The sequence below is a fragment of the Marivita sp. GX14005 genome (assembly GCF_023370775.1).
In the GTDB taxonomy this organism is placed as follows: Bacteria; Pseudomonadota; Alphaproteobacteria; order Rhodobacterales; family Rhodobacteraceae; genus Marivita.
In genome coordinates, this window is record NZ_JAMCCQ010000003.1 from 383,949 (window position 1) to 401,122 (window position 17,174).

Sequence of the window (17,174 nt, forward strand, 5' to 3'; positions counted from 1 at the left end):
CCATACACGACATGGTTGTGTCAACAGGCTAGTGAGTTCTTTCTAAAAGAATAATAGCCCTGCATCTTTGTCATATCGCAACCCCTCGCATATCGTCCCATCCTGGGCCACGGGGCAGATCGTGACGCTGTTGTGCTTCCAGTCGGGCCAGTCGGCACTCAGCGCGGCGATTGCGCTGTCTGTCTGATCCGGCAGATCCAGCGCGGCGAGCCGGCGTTCGGAGGCTTGCACTTCGGACAGCGGCAGCGCACCGAGGGAGGCGTCTTCGGCCCATGGCGCCAATGCGCCGTCCTGCCAGCGCACCAGCAGCAGGATACGTTGCGGCTGACCGAGACGCGTGGGGTAATCGGTGTCCGCCGCGCCTGCGGCGGCTGCGCGAAACCCGTCCTCCAGCGAGACGAGGTTCTGCCGCGCGTGATTGGCCTGGGCAAAGCCCGCGCCGCGCCGCTCGGATTCCGCCGCCTCGATGGGTTCCGGCACCGGGCAATCCGCCTCGCCCGCCTCGATCAGAGCGCGCAAACCTGACGGGGCACGGATCTCGCCCGCCTCGAAGATCGCCTTGGCGGAACGCCATTGCACCGCCGCGTTGTAAGTCCAGGCTCCGCCCTCCAGAACCTGTGACAGCCAATGCGGGCTATCGACCTTTTCCGGATCAGGCGCGAGCACATGCAACACCGGCGCGGCAACCGGGCGCGTTTTTGCCGGGCGGCGGTCCATGTGACGCCAGAGCCGGCCGGCCCGCTGCACCAGGGCCGCCACCGGGGCAAGATCGCTAACCATCACATCGAAATCGAGATCGAGCGAGCTTTCCACCACTTGAGTAGCGACCAGCACCCGGCCGGGGCGATCCGCGCGGTTCTTGCCGAAACGCTCCAGCGCTTCCTCCTCCAGACGCTTGCGATCAATCAGTGCAAAGCGGGCGTGAAGCAGGTCGGCCTCCACCCCTGCGGCACGCAGCGCCTCGGCCCCGGCGATGGCATCATCCACCGCATTGCGCACCCAGACGCAGGCGGCCCCCATGCGCGCCGCCTCGGCCAGATACGCCACCGTTTCGCCGGCCGATGACATGCGCTGGATTTGCACCGGACCACGCGGCCCGGTTTCTTGCGGAAAATCACGTCGCGCCGTGCCGCCCGCGATGCTCAGCGCGGGAAACGCCGGATCGCTTTCTACGCCGCCATAGGTGCTCATCAGCCTCGCGCGCAAGGCAAGGGGCAGCGTCGCCGTCAGCAGGATCGCGGAGCCGCCCGCCATCCGGTGCGCTTGCAACAGGCGCACCACTTCCTCGGTCATGTATGGATCGCCGGTTTCGTGCACCTCGTCGATGATGAGGATCTTGGAGGACAGCCCGTAAAGCCTGAGCGTCGAGAATTTCGTCGGCAACACGCCGAGCAATGCCTGATCGACAGTGCCGACGCCGACATCGGCCAGCAGCGCGCGCCGGCGATTGTCGGCCAGCCACAACGCACAGGCCGGACCGCCCGAACCGGATGCGTCACGCCCTACAAGATCGGCGAACGCTTTGGACAGGCCGGACCGGCCATGCGCGAGGGTCAGGCTGGGCGCGCCGTTATAAAGCCTTCCGATCGCCTCGGCCGCCCGGCCGAACATCGCGTCCGCCGTCGCCATGGTCGGCAGCGCGATGTAGAGCCCCCTGCCCTTGCCCGCCGCCATCATCCTCTGCGCCAGCATCAGGGCGGCCTCGGTCTTGCCCGCGCCGGTTTCGTCCTCGATCACCGCCAGCATCGGACCCTCCGGCATGGCGATTTCGCTGCAGGCAAGCTGCATCGGGCGCGGTTTCGGGAAATCGAATAGCGGTTCGGTTGCCAGCGATGGACATTCCAACCCCGCTTCGGCGACCGCGCGGCGCGCTTTCTTGCGCGCAAGTCCGAGATAGGCCGAAGGATCGGGGCCCGGAGCGCAGGCGGGAAACCACTGTGTATTTGAGCCGATCCAGTCCGCGGCCGTCACAAGGCCCGGCACCCACCAGCTGAGCGCGACCGCATCATGAGCGCTCAAGCCCCCCAGCGACGCTCTGGGCCAAAGTTCGAAAAACGCGTCGATTACCGCACCGGAATCGCTGCGCGCCTTACCGCCCGCGTCAAACGCAATATCGACCAGGTCTTCGGTATTTGCCGAAGGTGGCCTTCCATGGTGACCGGCGGTTGCGGCGTAGAGTTGGAAATGCGCATCGGGATCGCCGCCGAGCCGATCGAAGAGCTTGTCCCTGTGATGGTCGAGCAAGGCTTCGGTCACTTGCCAATGGCGATAGGCGCCCTGCGGCGCGCCGGTTTGGATCATGGCGCGAAACTTCGCGCCGATCTTGCCCAGATCGTGTAACGCGACAAAGAGGACCACCGCATCGCGCAGATCGCCCGAAAACGCTTCGCTCTCCAGCAAAACCTCCGCCACGGCCGCGATATCGAGCATGTGATAGACAGCCGGATGCGCCGGCCCGCCCGGCGTATCGCTGCTTTTTCCCGGCCAGTCGTTTAAGATTTGTTCCATATCGTCCGAGACTTCCAGCAAGGCAGACCCGGTGGAAAAGATCGCAGGTTTCGAAAAGGTTCAACCCCGGCAATGGCCCCCCGCGCAACCTCGCATCGACAGGTTCGGCAACCGTCGATCAGCGAGCCGGAGACGCAGGAGCGGACGCGATGAGCGTTGCGATACTTTTGAAGATGAATGGTGCGGTCGAGAAGACTCGAACTTCCACGGGAGTTACCCCACAGCGACCTCAACGCTGCGCGTCTACCAATTCCGCCACGACCGCACTGCCGATGACTTGGTAGGCGGGTGATTAGCGAATGGGGCAAAGCGGGGCAAGAGCAAAAACGCACCGAATTTTGGCACTCGCTTTCATCGGCGTCGAATATTGCAAAATGGCGCCCGACATGGTGAGAAGGACCGAGCAAATCCAATGCGACAGGCGCGACAGTGGTTGAATGGCGGATTTCCGGCGGGCTGACTGAATATGACGAGGCGGTTGCCGCGATGGAGGCGCGCGCGGCGGCGATTGCGGCGGGCAAGGCCGAGGAATTGATCTGGCTTCTGGAGCATCCGCCTCTCTATACCGCCGGCACAAGCGCGAAACCGGCCGATCTGAAGGATCCGGAGCGGTTTCCGGTGTTCGAGACCAAGCGCGGCGGGCAATATACCTATCACGGTCCGGGGCAGCGCGTTGTCTACGTGATGCTCGATGTGGGCGCGCGCGGGCGCGATGTGCGGTGCTTCGTTCAGGATCTCGAACGGTGGGTGATCGCCACGCTCGCAGAGTTCGGGCTGACGGGGCATATCCGCGACGGGCGCGTCGGCGTCTGGATCGAGCGGCCGGACAAACCGGCGCTGGGGGACGGCACGCGGGCCGAGGACAAGATCGCGGCAATCGGTATCCGGTTGCGCAAATGGGTCAGCTTTCATGGCATCTCGATCAATGTCGAGCCGGATCTGGAACATTTCGACGGGATCGTGCCATGCGGCATCACGCAATACGGGGTCACGTCGCTTGTCGATCTGGGATTGCCGGTGACGATGGAAGACGTCGATGTCGCGCTGCGGCGAACATTCGAGGATGTGTTCGGCGATGGCGCGACAGGCGCGTCGCACTGTGTCAGGGACGCCGCATTGCAGCGTTGACGCAACGGCACTGCTGCACATCAACCGTTCCTTCATCTTCCAAACCCAGTTTGGCCGAAGCGAATCGAAATCGAGAGGCTGCAAGGCATGAACTGCGACAATAAAGTTTGATCTGCGTCAAATACATCCGTTGCCGCTGCGGATCGCCCGCTCTAAAAAGAGCATCGGAGTGACAGGTTCAGCCCGCCAGAGCTGTGCCTCATCGATATCATTTGCAGGAGGCAGATATGGCAGACGCCGCCATTCACGGCCATGAACACGAAGATCAGCGCAGTTTCTTCACGCGCTGGTTCATGTCCACCAACCATAAAGACATCGGGATTCTTTACCTGATCGTCGCCGGTCTCGCGGGTTTCATCTCCGTGGCTTTCACCGTCTACATGCGCATGGAGCTGATGCATCCGGGTGTGCAATACATGTGCATGGAAGGCGCACGCCTGACCGCCGCTGCCGTGGGCGATTGTACTCCCAACGGGCATCTGTGGAACGTGCTGATTACCGGTCACGGCATCCTGATGATGTTCTTTGTGGTGATCCCGGCGCTGTTCGGCGGTTTCGGCAATTATTTCATGCCCCTGCAGATCGGCGCGCCCGATATGGCGTTCCCGCGCCTGAACAATCTCAGCTTCTGGCTCTTCGTCGCCGGCACCACGCTGGCGGTCTGCTCGGTCTTTGCGCCGGGGGGCAACGGGCAACTCGGCTCCGGCGTCGGCTGGGTGCTTTATCCGCCGCTTTCCACCACTGAGGGCGGGCTGTCGATGGATCTGGCGATCTTCGCGGTGCATGTCTCCGGCGCATCCTCGATCCTCGGTTCGATCAACGTGATCACCACCTTCCTGAACATGCGCGCGCCGGGCATGACGCTCTTCAAGGTGCCGCTGTTCTCATGGTCGATCTTCATCACCGCGTGGATGATTCTGCTGGCGCTGCCGGTTCTGGCGGGTGCAATCACGATGCTGCTGACCGACCGCAATTTCGGAACGACCTTTTTCGACCCCGCAGGCGGCGGCGATCCGGTGCTCTATCAGCACATCCTGTGGTTCTTCGGGCACCCGGAAGTCTACATCGTGATCCTGCCGGCCTTCGGCATCATCAGCCATGTCGTCGCCACATTCAGCCGCAAGCCGATCTTCGGCTATTTGCCGATGGTCTGGGCGATCATCGCGATCGGTGCTCTGGGCTTCGTCGTGTGGGCGCACCATATGTATACGGTGGGCATGTCGCTGACGCAGCAGAGCTATTTCATGCTGGCCACGATGGTTATCGCGGTTCCGACGGGCGTGAAGATCTTCTCCTGGATCGCGACCATGTGGGGCGGCTCGATCGAGTTCAAGACGCCGATGCTCTGGGCCTTCGGCTTCCTGTTCCTCTTCACCGTCGGCGGTGTGACGGGCGTTGTGCTCGCGCAAGCATCGGTGGACCGGGCCTATCACGACACCTACTACGTTGTAGCGCATTTCCACTACGTGATGAGCCTCGGCGCGGTGTTCGGCATCTTTGCGGGCATCTACTTCTACTTCCCGAAGATGACCGGAAAAATGTATCCCGAATGGGCCGGCAAGCTGCATTTCTGGGCGTTCTTCATCGGCGCCAACCTGACCTTCTTCCCGCAGCATTTCCTGGGCCGTCAGGGTATGCCGCGGCGCTATATCGACTATCCCGAGGCGTTCGCCTTCTGGAACTACGTGTCGAGCTGGGGTGCCTTCCTGTCCTTCGCATCGTTCCTTTTCTTTATCGGCGTGATGGTGTGGAGCCTCGCCAAGGGCCGTGCCGAGACGGCGAAGAACCCGTGGAACGAATACGCGGATACGCTGGAATGGACCCTGCCCTCCCCGCCGCCCGAGCACACGTTCGAGCAGCTGCCGAAACGGGAGGACTGGGAAAAGACCCACGCCCATTGACGGCAGGGCCGAACGCTGTCGAAAAACCCCGGTGCATGCATCGGGGTTTTTTACGTGGAAGCTCCTGTTGTCCGGCGGTATGTTTCTTCTAGTTTCGCATCCGAGAGGAGCGGCGCATGTCCCGCAAGTTCAGATCGCACCCATGATGGCTTCGTCCCCGGCTTTCCATATCGCCCCAGCCGCCCCGCCGCCTCAGGCGTGCGTGCGGGGCTGCGACACCCGGATGACAAGACCCTGACGCACACATGCCCTACACATGGACGGAAACTTCCCGGAACACCGCCGAGCTTCGATTATGGCCGCATCAATCGCTGCCCGCCCGGGGTTTCGCCGCCACGATTCTGGGCATCTTTACACTGTGGACAATCCCGCTTTACGGCTTGCTCGGCACGCTTGCGCTCTGGGGCGTGCTGCCTTTCGTCCTGATCGCGCTCGCGGCGATGTGGTATGCGCTCAGGCGCAATGATCGTGACCGCCAAATCCTCGAAACGCTGCGCCTGAACGAAAGCGATTTTCACCTCATCCGCGAGGCGCCGAACGTGCCCGTGCAGGAGTGGCATTGCAATCCCTACTGGACCCGCGTGAACCTGCATGCGAAAGGCGGGCCGGTGCCGCATTACGTGACCCTGTCCGGCGCAGGGCGCGAGGTTGAGATCGGCGCGTTTTTGAGCGAAGAGGAACGCAAGGCGCTCTTCGCGGAATTGAGCGATACGATCCGGCGCATCGCCGCCCCCTGATCCAGAGGTGCCATGGCACAGGTTCCCGCCGTTCCCAAAACGACCCGCGCGCGCCATCTGCTGCGCGCGCGCCTCTCGGCCAGCCCGACACCCGCCGCTGCGATGGTCGCGTCCGAACGCGCGGCGCTGGCGCTGCGCGCGGCGTGCCTTCGGCAGAAGCGCGCCGGTCAGGTCACGTTCCTGCTGCCGCTCGTCGGTCCCGATCAGGTCGGCAATTGGGGCGCCGTCATCGATCGCCTGCAAGCAACGCTGCGGGCGTTCCAGCGCCAGCGAAACCCGAACTGGTCCGCTGCGATCTGCTGTCAGGAACGGCCGGACATCCCCGACGATCCACGGCTCACCTTCCTGCGCTTCACTGATCGCGCACCGGGCAACGACAAGTGGCGTAAGCTTCGGATGCTGGCCGAAGCACTGCCGGATCTCGCACAGGGGCCGGGATACGCGATGTCCTTCGATGCCGACGATCTGCTCCACCCCGCTGCGGTGGACGAGATGCTGAGCCGGCAGGCGCGAGGCGGTTATCTGGCGCAAACGGGGTATGTGATGGACGCCGCGACCGGCGATATTGCGCTTTCCGCGCGGCCCTCCGTCACCGCACCGATGCGCAAACCGTTCTGGAAACTCTGCGGCAGTTGCTGCGCGATGTATCACGACCCCTCGGAGCCCGCCTCCACCCGCTTTCTGGCCGAGATGACGCAGCACGAACACCGCATGTTCCCCTATCTCGCCAAGCTGGCCGGGCAAGATACGGCCCCGCTGTCGCAGCCCTTGGTTCTATATATCATTAACCACGGAGAGAATTTCGGCGCGCGGCGTGGCCGAACCGGATACAAGACCCGTTTCGTGCAGCGCTACCGGATCACCGATCCCGACGCACTGACTGCGATCCGCCGGGATTTCGCGTTGGACCGGGCGCGCGATGCGTCGACGCATCGCTGATTTTCCGTGGATCGGAAAATCACGCCTGTGCCAGACGGTCCTTCACCATCGGGCCGACTGCGCCGAAATCCATCTGCCCGGTATATTTCGCCTTCAGCGCGCCCATCACCTTGCCCATGTCCCGGATCGAGGTCGCTCCGGTCTCGACGATCGCCGCATCCACGGCCTGCGCAACTTCTTTGTCCGAAAGTCTGCGCGGCAGAAACTCCTCGATCACCTTGATTTCCGCAAGCTCACGCTCGGCCAGATCGAGCCGCCCCGCCTCCTCATAGGTGCGCGCGGTATCCTTTCGTTGCTTGACCATCTTACCAAGGATCGCAAGCAGTTCGCTGTCATCGACGCCGGTGTCATCGGCATTCGCGCGAGCCGCGATATCGCGGTCCTTGATGGCGGCGTTGATCAGCCGCAATGTCGAGAGCCGCGCGCTGTCCTTGTCGCGCATGGCCTGTTTGATTGACGAGGTGATCCTAGTGCGCAGATCCATGACATGCCATCCAGATGATTGAACGAAGATACAGCCTAAGCGAGGAACGGCATCGGCGCAACCGCCCCTGACTAGCGCCAAGCCATTGATATAAATCATGAAATTAATTTCCGCTTTTGCTTGACCGCGCCGCCCGCTCCCCCTAGTTTCCGTCCGATTTGACCTTTGCGGAGTCGCGCCATGCCACAGTCCCCCACTGCTTCCCCGACCGCCTGCCTCGTTCTTGCCGATGGCACGGTGTTTTATGGTCAGGGTTTCGGCGCAACCGGCGTGACGGTGGCTGAGCTTTGCTTCAACACTGCGATGACCGGGTATCAGGAGATCATGACCGATCCGTCCTATGCCGGGCAGATCGTGACCTTCACCTTCCCGCATATCGGCAATGTCGGAGTGAACCCCGATGATGACGAGAGCAACGATCCGGTGGCCGAGGGTATGGTGGTCAAATGGATGCCGACGCAGAGCGCGAACTGGCGCGCGGCGCAGGAGCTTGGCGATTGGCTCGCCTCGCGCGGACGCATCGCGATCGGCGGCGTCGACACGCGGCGTCTGACCCGCTCGATCCGCCAGTCGGGCGCGCCGCATGTCGCGCTGGCGCATGATCCCGAGGGCGCATTCGATATCGAGGACCTGCTCGCCCGCGCGCGGGGATTTCCCGGGCTCGAAGGGCTGGATCTGGCGAAACAGGTGACCTGCGCGCAGAGCTACCGCTGGGACGAGATGCGCTGGGCCTGGCCCGACGGCTATGCGCGACAGGAGAACGGGAGATACAAGGTCGTCGCCGTGGATTACGGCGCGAAACGCAACATCCTGCGCAGCCTCGCCAGCGCTGGATGCGATGTGACGGTGCTGCCCGCGAGCGCAACTGCCGAGGAGGTGTTGGCGCATGACCCCGATGGCGTGTTCCTGACCAATGGCCCCGGCGATCCGGCAGCGACCGGCGAATACGCCGTGCCGATGATCCGGGAAATACTCGACAAGACCGATCTGCCGATGTTCGGGATTTGTCTTGGGCATCAGATGCTTGCGCTGGCGCTCGGCGCGAAGACGGTCAAGATGAACCACGGTCATCACGGTGCCAATCACCCGGTCAAGGATACCGAAACCGGCAAGGTGGAGATCACATCGATGAACCATGGCTTCGCCGTGGACAGCCAGACGCTGCCGGAGGGTGTGATCGAAACGCATGTCTCGCTTTTCGACGGTTCGAATTGCGGGATCCGCATGGCCGATCGCCCCGTCTTCTCGGTGCAGCAGCACCCCGAGGCAAGCCCCGGCCCGCAAGACAGTTTCTATCTCTTCGAACGGTTCGCGGCGTCGATGGAAAAGGCGAAAACTGCCAAGGTCTGACGCGCGTTAACCGCCGCTTAACGGTTTGCGCTCTAGGATGCCCCGAACAGTCTCTTCGGGGGTGCCATGGGCCAGGCCGAACTCAAACCGCACATGCCATTCCTGCGTGCAGACGACGCGCATGTCGCACCTGTGCAAAACGCCGATGTCGTTCTGCGAAATGCGCGTGATCTGGCTGCGTCGCGCCGGCGGCTCGATCCCGACACCCATGCGCCCGATCCGGCGCTCGACGGACTTCTGCCCCCGGAATTCTGCGCCGAACACCGCGTTTTTCCGTGGTCCACTTTGGGCGATGCGACGCTGATCGGGATCGCGCATGAGGGTGACCGGACACAGCTGCGCGACATGCTGGAGGCGCAGATCGGCCCGGTTCTCTTTGGCGATGCGACCGAGGAGGTGATCCTGCGCCTTGTCAACGAACGGCACGGCGACTACCTCGCCAACTTGGCCGAAACGCAGGTCGCGAAGGACTACAGCTGCCGCGACATAAACAAGCTCACTCCGCGCCGCGCCATTCTGGCTACGCTGTTCTTCGGAGTCAGCCTCGCGCTCATCTTCCTCTTCCCCGAAGCGTTCTTCATCGGCGTCACCGCGGTCGCCGTGTCGAACGTGCTGGCCTGCGCGGTGTTCAAGATGGCCGTTCTCCTTGCCGGCTACACCAAGCCGCCCGGCAAACCCATTCACGTTCCGCTTGCCGAAAAACCGCTGGTCAGCCTGATGGTGCCGATGTTCAAGGAAGCGGCGATCGCGAATGAACTGGTGCGGCGTCTGTCACGGCTGAGCTATCCGAAAGCGCTGCTCGATGTGGTTCTGGTGCTGGAGGCGTCGGACAAGGCGACGCGTCAGATGATCCGCGCGCAAACGCTGCCGGCCTGGATGCGCGTGATCGAAGTGCCCGATGGCGCCCTGAAGACCAAACCGCGCGCATTGAATTACGCGCTGCGGCACACGCGCGGCGATATCATCGGTGTCCTCGACGCCGAAGATGCCCCCGCCACCGACCAGATCGAACGCGTCGTCGAGGCGTTTCATATCTCCCCCAAGGAGGTGGCCTGCGTTCAGGGAATCCTCGATTTCTACAACACGCATTCCAACTGGATTTCGCGGTGTTTCTCCGTCGAGTATGCCACATGGTTCCGCGTCGTTCTGGCCGGCGCGGCGCGGCTCGGCTTTTCGATCCCGCTGGGCGGCACCACTGTCTACCTGCGCCGCGCCGCGCTTGAGCATGTGGGCGGATGGGATGCGCATAACGTGACCGAAGACGCCGATCTCGGCGTCCGGCTCGCGCGCTTCGGATACCGCACGATCCTTGTGCCCACCGTCACAAGGGAAGAGGCGAACAACCGCATGATCGCGTGGATCAAGCAGCGCTCGCGCTGGCTCAAGGGATACATGATCACCTATCTTGTCCATATGCGCCGCCCGTTCCGGCTTGTCCGCGAAATGGGGCCGTGGAAATTTCTCGGCTTTCAGTTCTTCTTCCTGACCACGATCCTGCAATTCACGCTGGCACCGGCGCTCTGGTGTTTCTGGCTCGTGCTCTTCGGGTTCTCGACACCCTTTACCGAAGCGCTGCCGCAAGGCTGGCTCGGGGGCCTTCTGGCCCTCTTTCTCGTTTCGGAACTGGTCTCGCTGCTGGTCGGTTTCGTGGGCGTCGCTCGCACGCAGCATGAAAAACTCATGCAATGGGTGCCGATGATGATGTTCTACTATCCGCTCGGTGTGTTCGCGGTCTACAAGGCGCTGTCGGAACTGGTGTTCAAACCCTTCTATTGGGACAAGACGCAGCACGGGCTTTCCGCGCCAGACATTGCCGGCGGGGATATTCACATCACCCGGCGGTAGCTCCGCAGACTCTTCTGGGCGGCCGGCCGCCTCACTCCTCCTGCGCCATCGAATCCAGCTTGAGCCGGGTGACGAAGGCGACCGAAATGTGATCGCGCAGCGCGTTATAGGCGGCGTCCTCGTCCCGCTGTGCAATCGCGGTCACGATCGCCTCATGCTCGCTCAGGGCCTTCTCGCCGCGCCCCTCGGCCGCAAGCGAAGTCGTCGCCATGAGCGCCATCGACCGGTGCACGAGATCGAGCTGCTGGACCAGGAACCGATTGTGTGAGGCAAGATGGATCTGCTTGTGAAATCGCCGGTTGGCGCGCGCGAGCACCGCCGGTTGACCCAGAAAGGCGCGATCCTCTTCGACCATGTCGCGCAGCACCTGCACCTCCTCCTCCGTCGCGTGCCGCGCCGCGAGACGGGCGGCCAGCCCCTCGAGCTCCGTGCGCACGACGTAAAGCTCGGCCATCTGGTTGTGATCGAGCGAGGCCACGATCAGCGACCGCCCGTCACGCGCCAGAAGCGATTGCGTCTCAAGCCGCTGCAGCGCCTCGCGGATGGGGGTGCGCGACATGCCGAACCGATCGGCCAGATCGCTTTCGACCAGACGGTCGCCGGGGCGGTAGATCCCGACATCGATCGCCTCCAAAATCGAGGAATAGGCATCCTTCTGCGGAGGCTTGTCATCACTCATGTCGGTCCGTCCCTCGTGGCTTGGCCGAACGATAGCGCCGCCGGACCAAAAGACGCAAGCCGCGCCATTGCCAGCGGCGCCGTCCCGGCTTACCTGTGCCACATGGTAAAGGCAGCTTTCGATCACGTGCGGCACTGGGTTTTCGACCTCGACAACACGCTCTATCCGCCTGCTGTTCGGCTTTTCGACCAGATCGAGGTGCGAATGACGCGCTTCGTGATGGACGCGGTCGGGGTCGGCGAGGCTGAAGCGAACGATCTGCGGCTGAGCTACTGGCGCAGCTACGGCACGACGCTGGCCGGGCTGATGCGCGAGCATGGCGTCGACCCCGATCCCTATCTGCACAGCGTGCATGACATCGATTTCTCGGTCCTGCCAGAAGACCCGCAGCTTGCCGCGCTGATCGATGGGCTGCCGGGGCGCAAGATCGTTTATACCAACGGCTCGGCGCCTTATGCGCAAAACGTCCTTGAAGCGCGCGGTCTGAGCGGAATTTTCGACGCGGTTTACGGCGTCGAGCACGCGGATTTCAAACCCAAGCCCGAACGGGCCGCCTTCGAACGGGTCTTCGGGCGCGACGGAACCGATCCGGCGAGCGCCGCGATGTTCGAGGACGATCCGCGCAATCTGGCCGAACCGCATGCGATGGGCATGCGGACCGTGCATGTCGCCGAGGCCGAAATCGAGGCCGAACACATCCACCACCACACTCCGGATCTGGCGGCGTTCCTCGCGCGCCTTACCTGACCGGCGCAAGGGAGAGAGCCTTCATGCACTATGACATCGTGGTCTCGGGCGGCGGCATCGCCGGGCTGGCGGCGGCGGCCGCATTCGGCAACGAGGGGGTCTCGGTCCTCTGTGTCGACCCTGCCCCGCCGATCACGGAGCGCGACGCGGAAGGCTCGGATCTGCGCAGCACGGCTTTCCTGCAACCGGCGCAGGCGTTTCTGAGCGAGATAGGGCTCTGGCCGCGTCTTGCCGCTCATGCGATGCCGCTGCAGGTCATGCGGATCGTGGATGCCGGCGGAGAGACGTGCGAGCCGCGCGTGACCAAGGCGTTCGACGCCTCTGATATCTCGGAGCAGCCATTCGGCTGGAACCTGCCGAACTGGCTGCTGCGCCGCGAATTTGCCGCGCATCTGGAGGCGCTGGACAACGTCACCTTTCGCCCCGGCACCGCAACGACATCGCTTTTCACGCGCGAAAGCGAAGCGCGCGTCGGGCTGAGCGATGGCGGCACTGTGCGCTGCAAGCTGGTTGTCGCCGCCGATGGACGCAATTCGCCAATGCGCGAGGCGGCCGGGATCAAGGTGCGCACGACACGGTTCGGGCAAAAGGCGCTGGCTTTCGCCGTCACGCATACGGTCCCGCATGAAAACGTATCGACAGAAATTCACCGCACCGGCGGGCCGTTTACGTTCGTTCCCTTGCCGGATTACGAGGGAAAGCCGTCCTCGGCGATCGTGTGGATGGAGGAAGGCCCGAAAGCGGAGGCACTTGCCGCGATGCCTAAAGGCGCTTTCGAGGCCGCGATGACCGAACGATCCTGCGGGCTGTTCGGACCGCTCAGCCTCGCCTCCCGGCGCACGATCTGGCCGATCATCAGCCAACATGCCGAAAGGCTGAGCGGGCAGCGGCTGGCGCTGGTGGCCGAGGCGGCGCATGTCGTGCCGCCGATCGGGGCGCAGGGGCTCAACATGAGCCTGATGGATTTGCGCGTCTTGCTGGAACTGGCGCACAAGACGCCCGAGGATATCGGCTCGCGCGCGATGCTGGACGCCTATCACCGGCGGCGTATCGCGGATGTGCGAGCGCGGGTCGCGGGCATCACCCTGCTCAACCGCACCTCGATGCTGAGTGCAAGACCGCTGCGCGATCTCAGGGCACGGGGGCTCGATGCGCTTTATACTCTGCCGCCGGTGCGTAAAACGCTGATGCAGCTCGGGCTGGGCGCGCGCGGCGCCTGAGGCGCCGAAACGCGTATACGTGTCTTGCAAGGCTGTTCGAACAGCCTTGCACCTTGCGCGTCAGGCCGCGCGGAAGGTCAGGCTGACGCCGTTGATGCAATGGCGCTTGCCCGTCGGCTCCGGCCCGTCGTCGAAGATGTGACCCATATGGCTACCGCAGCGGCGGCAGTGGCATTCGGTGCGGGTCATGAAGAAGGACCGATCCGGTTTCGTATCGATATTCCCTTCCTGCGCCTGCCAGAAGCTGGGCCAGCCGGTGCCGCTGTCATATTTGTGCTCGGACGAATAGAGCGGCAGATCGCACCCTTTGCAGTGGAACATGCCGGCGCGTTTTTCGTCGTTGAGCGGTGAACTGAAGGCGCGTTCCGTGCCTTCCTCCCGCATGACCTTGTATTCGAGAGGCGACAACATGTCCTTCCATTCGGCCTCGCTGCGCATCACTTCGAACTCGCCCTCGGAAGCGCTTGCGTTCCGGCCAAGCCCGACCGTGGCCGCCGCGCCGGCGAGCATGGCTGTTCCCTGAAGAAAGCTGCGTCTCAACATAGAAAATCTCCTTGATCTGCCGTCAATTTGTGGCTCCGACCCTGCGTTTCGCAAGGCCGGAGCGCACACTTTTGCGCGATCCCGAAACCCCGAATGGGGGGGTCAGGGCTTACTGGGCCGGCAAAAGCACGCGGTCGATGACGTGGATCACGCCGTTCGACTGTCTTACATCGGCAATGGTGACGCTTGCCGCGCGGCCGTTTTCATCGGTCAGGGTGATGGTGTCTCCCATCATCTCGGCCTTCAGAGTGCACCCGCCCACGGTGGGAACGGGATGCATCCCGCCGTCATCGGCGATCATGCCGGCAATCGCGTCCGACATCGCGTTCGCCGCGACGACATGGCAGGTCAGGATCTGTTGCAACTGCGCCTTGTTTTCCGGCTGCATCAGCGCATTAAGGGACTCGTCGGAGATCATGTCGAAGGCCGCATCGGTGGGCGCGAAGACAGTGAACGGGCCTGCGCCCGAAAGCGTGTCCACCAGATCCGCGGCCTTGACGGCAGCTACGAGCGTCGTGTGGTCTGCGGAATTGACAGCGTTTTCCACGATGGTCCTGTCGGCGAACATCGCCGCGCCGCCCACCATCGGATTTTCACTTTCGCCGTGGGAGTCGGCAAGCGCAGCTGCCGTAAACGTCGTGGCCATCGCAAAGGCGGTTGTCAGTGTCTTGAATGTCATGTCGTCCTCCTGATTTGCCCGCAACGGGTTCGATGCGGATCAGGCTTAGACACGGGAGCGCGGCGCGAGCAGTTTCAGCGCAGCGATCACATTGCGGTCACGACGCGGTGAGCGTCCCGGCCGCGCGCACTGAGCCCGTGGGTGCGCCGGTCGGCGATCCGCCCGGCGGCTCGTCGGAAATCGCCAGCGTCGCCCCCGCGAGGTCGGCGCGCCGGGTTTCGGGAAGATCGAGCAGCGCAGTGTCACCCTCCAGCACACCGAGCGATACCGGCGCGCTATCCCCGACGATCAGCCAAAGCTCGAACACCCTGCCTTCTGGCGGCGCGCCGTCCAGACGGACGATTTCCAATCGTCCGGTCGCACTGTCCACGGCGGCAAGGACCGACAGATTGCCGCCCTCGGGTGTCGCGGCCAGTTCAGATCGCAGATCGGGGCGCAGAGGCGTATCCGGCAGAAGAAGATCGCTTGCGACCGCGGCCCAGAGAACCAGCGCGGCGGCGACGCCGCCAGCCGCGTAGGGCCAGAGCGATTGCCACAGCGACGCACGCGGTGCCGCGAACAGCTGCGCTTCGAGCCGTTTGCGCAATTGGGGCGACGGGGCGGCCGGCGCCACCTCGCTTTCCGCAAGATCCGCCAGCGCGGTCTGCCATGCGGCCAGTTCCGCGCGCAGGTCGGCGTCCTCCACAAGGCGCGCTTCGAATTCGGCGCGTTCGTTTTCGGTCATCAGGCCGAGCGCGTATTCGGCTGCATCGGCAGACGGCGCGCCGCCCGGCGGTGGATTGGATGGAGGCTTGCGGCTCATCGGCTCAAACACTCCCTGAGCGAGATCAGGCTGCGGCGCAGCCATGTGCGGACCGTATTGAGCTTCACCCCAGTCGCCTGCGCGAGATCGGCATAGCTGTCGCCATCAAGATAAGCCCGGCGCACCAAATGCGCCCGCGCGCGCGGCAACTCTCCCAGACAGGCGAGAATGCGCGCCTGTTCCGAACGCGCCATCGCCGCCGCTTCGGGCCCGGGGCGGCGGTCCGGGACAAGATCGGCGGTCTCGATCGGCGCGGGCGGCAGTTTGCGGGCACGCCGGCGGTCCACCGCCCTGTTGCGGGTGATCGTGATCAGCCAGGTCATCGGCGACAGACCGTTCACACGGTAGCTGTCGGCCTTGTTCCATACGGTCACGAATACCTCCTGCAACACCTCTTCGGCCTCCTCGCGATCATTCAAGACACGCAGGCAAACACCGAAGAGTTTCGCCGATGTGCGATCATAGAGCTTTCCGAACGCCCGGCGATCCGCCATTGCCACGCGTGCCAGCAGATCCTCGATCTCCTCAAGTGGCGTCATATGGGCGTTCCCGCTGCCTTTCCCTTGCCCCTTCCGCCATTATGTTGCACCACACGGCACGAGACGCGCAGCAAGGAAGGATGTCCGCAACATGGCCGACGGCACGATTGACATCAACGCCAAACCGACCGAGGAAATTTCGGTGCGGGAGGTTTTCGGGATCGACACCGACATGGTCGTGCACGGGTTTCCCGAGCGCACCGAACGGGTGCCGGATATCGACAGCACCTACAAGTTCGATCCCGACACCACGATGGCGATCCTGGCGGGTTTTCGCAACAATCGCCGGGTGATGATCCAGGGCTATCACGGCACCGGCAAATCGACCCATATCGAACAGGTGGCCAGCCGGCTCAACTGGCCCTGCGTGCGGGTCAATCTCGACAGCCATATCAGCCGGATCGACCTGATCGGCAAGGATGCGATCAAGCTGGTGGACGGCAAGCAGGTCACGCAATTCCAGGAAGGCATCCTGCCCTGGGCGCTGCGCAACCCCACCGCGATCGTGTTCGACGAATACGATGCGGGCCGCGCCGACGTGATGTTCGTGATCCAGCGGGTGCTGGAGACTGACGGCAAGCTGACATTGCTCGATCAGAACGAGGTCATCACCCCGCACAAGTATTTCCGCATCTTCGCCACGGCCAACACCGTCGGGCTCGGCGACACGACCGGGCTTTACCACGGCACGCAGCAGATCAACCAGGGCCAGATGGACCGCTGGAGCCTCGTGGCTACGCTCAATTACCTCAGCATCGACGCCGAGACCTCCATCGTTCTGAGCAAGGCGCCGCATTACAACACCGCCGCCGGGCGCAAGACCGTGCGCCAGATGGTCACCGTGGCCGATCTGACGCGCACGGCCTTCATGGCCGGCGATCTGTCCACGGTCATGAGCCCGCGCACGGTGATCGCCTGGGCGCAGAATGCCGAGATTTTCCGCGATGTGGGCTACGCGTTCCGCGTGTCGTTCCTCAACAAATGCGACGAGCTGGAGCGGCAGACCGTGGCCGAGTTCTACCAGCGCTGTTTCGACGAGGAACTGCCCGAAAGCGCGGCCAGCCTGAGCGTGG

The 17,174-nt window shown here is 63.5% G+C and carries 15 protein-coding genes, 1 tRNA gene and 1 pseudogene; 9 read left to right on the forward strand and 8 right to left on the reverse strand.

Annotation, left to right across the window (positions count from 1 at the left end; translation table 11 throughout):
• Positions 1 to 42: 42 nt before the first annotated feature.
• A complete protein-coding gene (cas3, locus tag M3465_RS11985) occupies positions 43 to 2,508 on the reverse strand; it encodes a CRISPR-associated helicase Cas3' (protein WP_249501983.1) in 2,466 nt (821 codons plus the stop codon).
• 178 nt (positions 2,509 to 2,686) lie between these two features.
• Positions 2,687 to 2,773, reverse strand: a tRNA-Leu gene (locus tag M3465_RS11990).
• A gap of 161 nt (positions 2,774 to 2,934) precedes the next feature.
• Between M3465_RS11990 and lipB the strand changes: the two are divergent.
• From lipB to M3465_RS12010, 4 genes and pseudogenes are all read left to right on the forward strand, one after another.
• A pseudogene (lipB, locus tag M3465_RS11995) lies at positions 2,935 to 3,636 on the forward strand (lipoyl(octanoyl) transferase LipB); the annotation flags it as partial.
• Between the two features lie 227 nt (positions 3,637 to 3,863).
• Positions 3,864 to 5,537, forward strand: a complete 1,674-nt coding sequence (gene ctaD / locus M3465_RS12000) for a cytochrome c oxidase subunit I (protein WP_249501985.1) — start codon at positions 3,864 to 3,866, stop codon at positions 5,535 to 5,537.
• Between the two features lie 245 nt (positions 5,538 to 5,782).
• Positions 5,783 to 6,274, forward strand: coding sequence for a DUF2244 domain-containing protein (locus M3465_RS12005; protein WP_249501986.1), 492 nt, complete (start codon positions 5,783 to 5,785; stop codon positions 6,272 to 6,274).
• A 12-nt stretch (positions 6,275 to 6,286) separates the two neighbouring features.
• On the forward strand, positions 6,287 to 7,213 hold the full coding sequence (locus M3465_RS12010; protein ID WP_249501987.1) for a hypothetical protein: 927 nt from the start codon (positions 6,287 to 6,289) through the stop codon (positions 7,211 to 7,213).
• A 19-nt stretch (positions 7,214 to 7,232) separates the two neighbouring features.
• On the opposite strand, the gene M3465_RS12015 is transcribed toward M3465_RS12010, so the two are convergent.
• A complete protein-coding gene (locus M3465_RS12015; protein WP_249501988.1) occupies positions 7,233 to 7,697 on the reverse strand; it encodes a GatB/YqeY domain-containing protein in 465 nt (154 codons plus the stop codon).
• A gap of 180 nt (positions 7,698 to 7,877) precedes the next feature.
• Between M3465_RS12015 and carA the strand changes: the two genes are divergently transcribed.
• On the forward strand, positions 7,878 to 9,047 hold the full coding sequence (gene carA / locus M3465_RS12020) for a glutamine-hydrolyzing carbamoyl-phosphate synthase small subunit (protein WP_249501989.1): 1,170 nt from the start codon (positions 7,878 to 7,880) through the stop codon (positions 9,045 to 9,047).
• A gap of 66 nt (positions 9,048 to 9,113) precedes the next feature.
• Positions 9,114 to 10,892 carry a glycosyltransferase gene (locus M3465_RS12025; RefSeq protein ID WP_249501990.1) on the forward strand — a complete coding sequence of 593 codons (1,779 nt, stop codon included), beginning with the start codon at positions 9,114 to 9,116 and terminating at the stop codon, positions 10,890 to 10,892.
• Positions 10,893 to 10,923: 31 nt separating this feature from the next.
• Here the strand turns inward: M3465_RS12025 and M3465_RS12030 are convergent, their stop codons facing one another.
• Positions 10,924 to 11,571 carry a GntR family transcriptional regulator gene (locus tag M3465_RS12030; protein WP_249501991.1) on the reverse strand — a complete coding sequence of 216 codons (648 nt, stop codon included), beginning with the start codon at positions 11,569 to 11,571 and terminating at the stop codon, positions 10,924 to 10,926.
• A 102-nt stretch (positions 11,572 to 11,673) separates the two neighbouring features.
• On the opposite strand from M3465_RS12030, the gene M3465_RS12035 reads away from it, so the two are divergent.
• A complete protein-coding gene (locus tag M3465_RS12035; RefSeq protein WP_249502013.1) occupies positions 11,674 to 12,318 on the forward strand; it encodes a pyrimidine 5'-nucleotidase in 645 nt (214 codons plus the stop codon).
• Between the two features lie 23 nt (positions 12,319 to 12,341).
• Positions 12,342 to 13,538 (forward strand): UbiH/UbiF family hydroxylase, encoded by a 1,197-nt coding sequence (locus M3465_RS12040; RefSeq protein WP_249501992.1) that lies wholly within the window; start codon positions 12,342 to 12,344, stop codon positions 13,536 to 13,538.
• Between the two features lie 60 nt (positions 13,539 to 13,598).
• On the opposite strand, the gene msrB is transcribed toward M3465_RS12040, so the two are convergent.
• From msrB to M3465_RS12060, 4 genes are all read right to left on the reverse strand, one after another.
• Positions 13,599 to 14,081 carry a peptide-methionine (R)-S-oxide reductase MsrB gene (msrB, locus tag M3465_RS12045; RefSeq protein ID WP_249501993.1) on the reverse strand — a complete coding sequence of 161 codons (483 nt, stop codon included), beginning with the start codon at positions 14,079 to 14,081 and terminating at the stop codon, positions 13,599 to 13,601.
• Positions 14,082 to 14,190: 109 nt separating this feature from the next.
• Entirely contained in the window at positions 14,191 to 14,760 is a 570-nt protein-coding gene (locus M3465_RS12050) for a fasciclin domain-containing protein (protein ID WP_502846117.1), read from the reverse strand.
• Positions 14,761 to 14,857: 97 nt separating this feature from the next.
• Entirely contained in the window at positions 14,858 to 15,562 is a 705-nt protein-coding gene (locus tag M3465_RS12055) for an anti-sigma factor (RefSeq protein WP_249501994.1), read from the reverse strand.
• Positions 15,559 to 16,101 (reverse strand): sigma-70 family RNA polymerase sigma factor, encoded by a 543-nt coding sequence (locus tag M3465_RS12060; protein ID WP_249501995.1) that lies wholly within the window; start codon positions 16,099 to 16,101, stop codon positions 15,559 to 15,561. Before M3465_RS12060 ends, M3465_RS12055 begins: the two co-directional genes overlap by 4 nt.
• Before the next feature lie 91 nt (positions 16,102 to 16,192).
• On the opposite strand from M3465_RS12060, the gene cobS reads away from it, so the two are divergent.
• Positions 16,193 to 17,174: cobaltochelatase subunit CobS (cobS, locus tag M3465_RS12065; protein ID WP_249501996.1), on the forward strand; the 982-nt coding region annotated here is incomplete at its 3' end.

Coding starts and splice junctions, on each gene's coding strand:
- ctaD (WP_249501985.1), top strand. CDS start 3,864: ATGGCAGACGCCGCCATTCACGGCCATGAACACGAAGATCAGCGCAGT.
- M3465_RS12030 (WP_249501991.1), bottom strand. CDS start 11,571: ATGAGTGATGACAAGCCTCCGCAGAAGGATGCCTATTCCTCGATTTTG.
- carA (WP_249501989.1), top strand. CDS start 7,878: ATGCCACAGTCCCCCACTGCTTCCCCGACCGCCTGCCTCGTTCTTGCC.
- M3465_RS12060 (WP_249501995.1), bottom strand. CDS start 16,101: ATGACGCCACTTGAGGAGATCGAGGATCTGCTGGCACGCGTGGCAATG.
- M3465_RS12055 (WP_249501994.1), bottom strand. CDS start 15,562: ATGAGCCGCAAGCCTCCATCCAATCCACCGCCGGGCGGCGCGCCGTCT.
- M3465_RS12040 (WP_249501992.1), top strand. CDS start 12,342: ATGCACTATGACATCGTGGTCTCGGGCGGCGGCATCGCCGGGCTGGCG.
- M3465_RS12010 (WP_249501987.1), top strand. CDS start 6,287: ATGGCACAGGTTCCCGCCGTTCCCAAAACGACCCGCGCGCGCCATCTG.
- msrB (WP_249501993.1), bottom strand. CDS start 14,081: ATGTTGAGACGCAGCTTTCTTCAGGGAACAGCCATGCTCGCCGGCGCG.
- M3465_RS12035 (WP_249502013.1), top strand. CDS start 11,674: ATGGTAAAGGCAGCTTTCGATCACGTGCGGCACTGGGTTTTCGACCTC.
- M3465_RS12025 (WP_249501990.1), top strand. CDS start 9,114: ATGGGCCAGGCCGAACTCAAACCGCACATGCCATTCCTGCGTGCAGAC.
- M3465_RS12050 (WP_502846117.1), bottom strand. CDS start 14,760: ATGACATTCAAGACACTGACAACCGCCTTTGCGATGGCCACGACGTTT.
- cas3 (WP_249501983.1), bottom strand. CDS start 2,508: ATGGAACAAATCTTAAACGACTGGCCGGGAAAAAGCAGCGATACGCCG.
- M3465_RS12015 (WP_249501988.1), bottom strand. CDS start 7,697: ATGGATCTGCGCACTAGGATCACCTCGTCAATCAAACAGGCCATGCGC.
- M3465_RS12005 (WP_249501986.1), top strand. CDS start 5,783: ATGCCCTACACATGGACGGAAACTTCCCGGAACACCGCCGAGCTTCGA.